The organism is Phenylobacterium sp. CCH9-H3 (genome assembly GCF_001557235.1).
In the GTDB taxonomy this organism is placed as follows: domain Bacteria; phylum Pseudomonadota; class Alphaproteobacteria; order Caulobacterales; family Caulobacteraceae; genus Phenylobacterium.
Genome location: NZ_LSJI01000156.1, coordinates 1 through 2960 on the forward strand (window position 1 = coordinate 1; position 2960 = coordinate 2960).

Here is a 2960-nt window from a genome sequence, read left to right on the forward strand (position 1 = left end):
GGCGGGGGGACCCCGCCATCCGCCGCGGGGGGCGCAGTGGCCGCGAGCCCCCCCTCCAGGGCGCCCAGGCGGTCGGTCAGCGCCTGCACCTGGGTCTTCAGCGCGGCGTTGTCGCGCCGCGCCTCGTCGAGGTCCCGGCTCGTGCGCTCGAGCGAGCCGTTCAGCCCCCGCAGGGTGGCCTCCAGGTCGCCGAGCCGCTGGCCCATCTCGGCCATGCGCGCGTCGGTGTCGGCCGGTTGGACCACCACGGGCCGGCCGCTGTCGCGCAGTTGGAAGACGATGGAGCGCAGCTCGCGCACCACCTTCTCCATCCGCTCCACGCGGCGGGCGTCGCGGGCGTCCAGCGGGTCGGGTTGGCCCTCGCCCGGCAACGGGGTCTGCGACAGGGCGGGGCCGGCCGTCGCGAGGACGGCCAGCGTGAGCCACACGGCAGGCAGGCGGCGTAGGCGCATGCGGCCTAGCGGGCGCCCGAGACGATCGCCGTCCGCGCGTTCCGGTTCTTCTGCCAGGCCTCTTCGCCCGTGCCCGGATCGATCGGCTGTTCCTTGCCGAACGAGATGGTCGAGATGCGGCTGCTGGTGACGCCCTGGCCCACCAGGAAGTCGCGGACCGAGTTGGCGCGCCGGGCGCCCAGGGCGAGGTTGTACTCGCGGGTGCCGCGTTCGTCGGCGTTGCCCTCGATGCGGACCACCACGCTGGGATAGCGGCGCAGCCATTCGCTCTGGGCGGCGAGCAGCGGCCGGGCGTCCTCACGGATGTCGTGGCTGTCGGTGTCGAAATAGACCCGGTCGCCGACATTCACGACGAAGTCCTGCGCCGAGCCGGGCAGCGGCGCCGTGGGCTGGCCGGTGACCGGCCCCGCCGTCGGCGGCGCGGTCGGGGGCGCCGTGGGCGTCGAGGGCGGCGTCGTGGGGTAGGTGGGCTTCGGCTTGCTCTGGCAGGCCGCGAGAGACGCTGCGGCTGTGGCGACGAGCGCCAGGCGCAGGGCGGTGCTCCCGGTGAAGCTGCGGACCATTTACGTCTCCTCGTTCCTTGGATTGAAAATCGTTTGCAGGGTCTATCGGGCGGGATTACGGCGCAAGTCTAGTTAAGCAAAGGCGACCAGGCCGGATCCGAACCCGCGCCGGGGTAAGGCATCGGCTGAAGGATTCGCCCGGTGACATCCACACTCCATAACTTGGCCGCACCGCCTGGGGTTTCACGCGAGAACATGAGAACGCGGCCATTCGGCGCCCAGGTCGGCCCTTCGTCCAGGTAGCTGGAGGTCAAGAGGCGTTCGTCCGAACCGTCGGGACGCATGACGCCGATGTGGAATTGCCCGCCGGTCTGCTTGGTGAAGGCGATGAATTCGCCCGTCGGACTCCACACCGGCGTGGTGTAGCGGCCGTCGCCGCCCGAGATCCGGCGCGGGGCCGAACCGTCGGCGCCCATCACATAGAGTTGCGGCGAGCCCCCGCGGTCGGAATTGAACACGATCCGCGATCCGTCCGGCGAGAACGAGCCCGAGGTGTCGATGGCCGGGTCCGTGGTCAGGCGCGTGGAGGTGCGGCTGGACAGGTTCATCACATAGAGGTCGCTGTTGCCGGCCCGCTCGACCGAGAACACCACCTTGCCGCCGTCGGGCGAGAAGCGCGGCGCGAACACCATGCCCGGGAAGGTGCCCAGGCTTTCGCGCCGGGCGGTCTCCAGGTTCAGGATGTAGATCGTCGAGCTGTCGGGCCGCAGCGACATGTAGGTGATCTCCTGGCTGTTCGAGGAGAACCGCGGCGTCATGACGATGGAATCGCCCGAGGTGAGGTAGCTGGGGTTGGCGCCGTCCTGGTCCATGATCGCCAGGCGCTTCACCGGGTTCACCCGCGAGCCGCTTTCGGCGACGAAGACCACCCGGGTGTCGAAATAGCCCTTCTCGCCGGTCAGCCGCTCGTAGACCGCGTCCGAGATCTTGTGCGCCACCTTGCGCCAGCTTTCGGGACTGGCCGTGAATTGCAGGCCCAGGAGCTGCTGCTCGGCGAACACGTCCCACAGGCGGAAGTCGACCCGCAGCTTGCCGCCCTCGACCGTCACCTGGCCGTTCACCAGCGCCTGGGCGTTGATGGTCTTCCAGTCGCCGAAGCGGGGCTGGACGTTGGCCGTCAGGCCCTTTTCGATGAAGCTGGCCGGGTCCAGCGGGCGGAACAGGCCGGACCGCTGCAGGTTGGCCGAGATGACCTGGCTGATGTCCGCGCCGGTCTGGCCGCCGCCGAAGGCCGGCACCGCGATGGGCAGGGGCTGGACGTCGCCGCGGTTGACGTTGACCTCGATCTCCGCGCGCGCCGGCGCCGCCAGCGCGGCGGCCGTGATCGCGCAGAGCAGGGTGAAGAGCAGGGCCGCGACGGGATTGCGGCTGCGGGCTTTGGCTTCAGTCATCGGGCGCAGGCCTCGCGTGCGTTGAAGTTGACGGCGATGCGGTCGCCATAGAATTCGCGGGGCAGGCCGCGGAACGGGGCCGCCGCGTAGACGGCGCGGACGGCCCGCTCGGCTGCGGCCTGGGACACGGGTGTGCGGGGGCCCACGATATCGCTTTTCACGTCGCCCACCACCTGGCCGCCGACGCCCATCTGGAAGTTCACCTTCACGATCACGTCGCGCCCGCCCTCGACGTCGCAGTTCGGGTTCCATCGCCGCTGCAGCTCCTCGGCCAGGCCCTGCAGCGCGGCGCCGGCGGCCAGGCCCGTACCCGCCGTCTGCCGCGCGACGGGCGCGGTCTCGGCGCGGGTCGGACCCTTGGGCGCCGCGGAGGGGCGTTGCGGCGCGTTGCGGGCGGGCGCCTTCAGGCTGGCGGCCAGCGCGTCGAGGTCGAAGCTCTTCTCCACCGGCTTGGCGGGCGTCTTGGCGGGCGCCGTGGCCGGCTTTGGCGTGGGGGTCGGCGCGGCCTTCTGAGGCGGCGGCGGCGGGGGCGCCGGCTGGGGCGGCGGCGGAAC

The 2960-nt window shown here is 71.4% G+C and carries 3 protein-coding genes and 1 pseudogene; all 4 read right to left on the minus strand.

Annotated features, from left to right (window positions below):
• Nucleotides 1-452: pseudogene (locus tag AX721_RS13965) on the minus strand (tol-pal system protein YbgF); the annotation flags it as partial.
• Nucleotides 453-457: 5 nt separating this feature from the next.
• Entirely contained in the window at nucleotides 458-1015 is a 558-nt protein-coding gene (gene pal, locus AX721_RS13970; protein ID WP_068876604.1) for a peptidoglycan-associated lipoprotein Pal, read from the minus strand.
• A gap of 68 nt (nucleotides 1016-1083) precedes the next feature.
• Nucleotides 1084-2406 carry a Tol-Pal system beta propeller repeat protein TolB gene (tolB, locus tag AX721_RS13975; RefSeq protein ID WP_068876605.1) on the minus strand — a complete coding sequence of 441 codons (1323 nt, stop codon included), beginning with the start codon at nucleotides 2404-2406 and terminating at the stop codon, nucleotides 1084-1086.
• The coding region (locus AX721_RS27960; RefSeq protein ID WP_082769856.1) for a hypothetical protein at nucleotides 2403-2960 on the minus strand (558 nt) is incomplete at its 5' end. The genes AX721_RS27960 and tolB, both read right to left, overlap by 4 nt.